This is a genomic window from Gordonia rhizosphera NBRC 16068, assembly GCF_000298195.1.
Taxonomy (GTDB): Bacteria; Actinomycetota; Actinomycetes; order Mycobacteriales; family Mycobacteriaceae; genus Gordonia; species Gordonia rhizosphera.
Window position 1 is genome coordinate 1 of record NZ_BAHC01000014.1, and the last position, 2,880, is coordinate 2,880.

At 55.6% G+C, this 2,880-nt stretch carries 1 rRNA gene; it reads left to right on the plus strand.

Going from position 1 to position 2,880, the window contains the following annotated elements:
* Positions 1-160: 160 nt before the first annotated feature.
* Positions 161-2,880: ribosomal RNA gene (locus GORHZ_RS01215) — 23S ribosomal RNA — on the plus strand; the annotation flags it as partial.

Genomic DNA, 2,880 nt, shown 5'->3' on the forward strand with positions numbered 1-2,880 from the left:
GGTGGGTGTGTGTTGTTTGAGAAGTGCATAGTGGATGCGAGCATCTTTATTTTTTGTAGTCTTTGGTCTGCAATTTTTGTTGTTGTTTTGTCTACATTCGGGTCTCGCTGGTGGCGTGCCTGTGGGTGTGTTGCTGGGCGGGGTGTGTTTGTAGGTGTTGTTGTAAGTGGTTAAGGGCGTTCGGTGGATGCCTTGGTACCAGGAGCCGATGAAGGACGTGGGAGGCCGCGATAGTCCTCGGGGAGTTGTCAACCGTGCTGTGATCCGAGGGTGTCCGAATGGGGAAACCCAGCACCAGTGATGTGGTGTTACCACCGGGTGAATGTATAGCCCGTGTGGGGGGAACGTGGGGAAGTGAAACATCTCAGTACCCATAGGAAGAGAAAACAATTGTGATTCCGTGAGTAGTGGCGAGCGAAAGCGGAGGAGGCTAAACCATGCGCATGTGTGACCGGGTAGGGGTTGTGTGTGTGGGGTTGTGGGGTTCATCTTCCCGGATCTACCTGTCCGGGCGTGAGTGATAAAACCGTGGGTTAGGTGAAGTGGCCTGGAATGGTCTGCCGTAGACGGTGAGAGTCCGGTAGCTGAAAGCCTGTGGTCTTGCGTGATGGGTGCCCAAGTAGCAGCGGGCTCGTGGAATCTGCTGTGAATCTGCCGGGACCACCCGGTAAGCCTGAATACTTCCTGGTGACCGATAGCGGACTAGTACCGTGAGGGAAAGGTGAAAAGTACCCCGGGAGGGGAGTGAAATAGTACCTGAAACCGGACGCTTACAATCCGTCAGAGCCTTTGAGTCCTTTGGTGGGCTGGGGGTGATGGCGTGCCTTTTGAAGAATGAGCCTGCGAGTTAGTGCTCGGTGGCGAGGTTAACCCGTGTGGGGTAGCCGTAGCGAAAGCGAGTCTGAATAGGGCGTGGAGTCGCCGGGTCTAGACCCGAAGCGGAGTGATCTACCCATGGCCAGGGTGAAGCGTCGGTAAGACGTCGTGGAGGCCCGAACCCACTTCAGTTGAAAATGGAGGGGATGAGTTGTGGGTAGGGGTGAAAGGCCAATCAAACTCCGTGATAGCTGGTTCTCCCCGAAATGCATTTAGGTGCAGCGTTGTGTGTTTCTTGCCGGAGGTAGAGCTACTGGATGGCCGATGGGCCCTACTAGGTTACTGACGTCAGCCAAACTCCGAATGCCGGTAAGTGAGAGCATGGCAGTGAGACTGCGGGCGATAAGGTTCGTAGTCGAGAGGGAAACAGCCCAGATCGCCGGCTAAGGCCCCTAAGCGTGTACTAAGTGGAAAAGGATGTGGGGTCGCGAAGACAACCAGGAGGTTGGCTTAGAAGCAGCCACCCTTGAAAGAGTGCGTAATAGCTCACTGGTCAAGTGATCCTGCGCCGACAATGTAGCGGGGCTCAAGTACACCGCCGAAGCCGCGGCACTCACACAAGAGCTTGTCTTCACCCTGCGGGGTGGTGGCTAGGTGTGTGGGTGGGTAGGGGAGCGTCCTGCATCCGTGGAAGCGCCCGAGTGATCGAGGTGTGGAGGGTGTGGGAGTGAGAATGCAGGCATGAGTAGCGAAAGCGCAGTGAGAAACTGCGCCGCCGAATGACCAAGGGTTCCTGGGCCAGGCTAATCCGCCCAGGGTGAGTCGGGACCTAAGGCGAGGCCGACAGGCGTAGTCGATGGACAACGGGTTGATATTCCCGTACCCGTGTATCCGCGTCCATGCTGAATCACATGTACTAACCATCCAAATGGCGAACGATCACCTTCGGGTGACGGGAGCCGGCTGCATGGGACCTTGTGTGGTAGTAGGCAAGCGATGGGGTGACGCAGGAAGGTAGTGGGGCCAGTGAGTGGTAGTACTGGTGTAAGCCTGTAGGGAGTGTGGTAGGTAAATCCGTCACACACATATCCTGAGAGGTGATGCGTAGCCGTTGCGGCGAATTCCATGATCCTATGCTGCCGAGAAAAGCCTCTAGCGAGTTGGTACACGGCCCGTACCCCAAACCAACACAGGTGGTCAGGTAGAGAATACTAAGGCGATCGAGAGAACTGTGGTTAAGGAACTCGGCAAAATGCCCCCGTAACTTCGGGAGAAGGGGGACCACGCTTGGTGAACACCGTACGGTGGGAGCTGGGGGTGGTCGCAGAGACCAGAGAGAAGCGACTGTTTACTAAAAACACAGGTCCGTGCGAAGTCGTAAGACGATGTATACGGACTGACGCCTGCCCGGTGCTGGAAGGTTAAGAGGACCGGTTAATGCCCTTCGGGGTGTGAAGCTGAGAATTTAAGCCCCAGTAAACGGCGGTGGTAACTATAACCATCCTAAGGTAGCGAAATTCCTTGTCGGGTAAGTTCCGACCTGCACGAATGGCGTAACGACTTCTCTGCTGTCTCAACCACAGACTCGGCGAAATTGCAGTACGAGTAAAGATGCTCGTTACGCGCGGCAGGACGAAAAGACCCCGGGACCTTCACTATAGCTTGGTATTGGTGTTCGGTTCGGTTTGTGTAGGATAGGTGGGAGACTGTGAAACTCGCACGCCAGTGTGGGTGGAGTCGTTGTTGAAATACCACTCTGATCGTATTGGACTTCTAACCTCGGACCCTGATCGGGTTCAGGGACAGTGCCTGGTGGGTAGTTTAACTGGGGCGGTTGCCTCCCAAAATGTAACGGAGGCGCCCAAAGGTTCCCTCAGCCTGGTTGGCAATCAGGTGTTGAGTGTAAGTGCACAAGGGAGCTTGACTGTGAGACGTACATGTCGAGCAGGGACGAAAGTCGGGACTAGTGATCCGGCACCAACGTGTGGAAGTGGTGTCGCTCAACGGATAAAAGGTACCCCGGGGATAACAGGCTGATCTTCCCCAAGAGTCCATATCGACGGG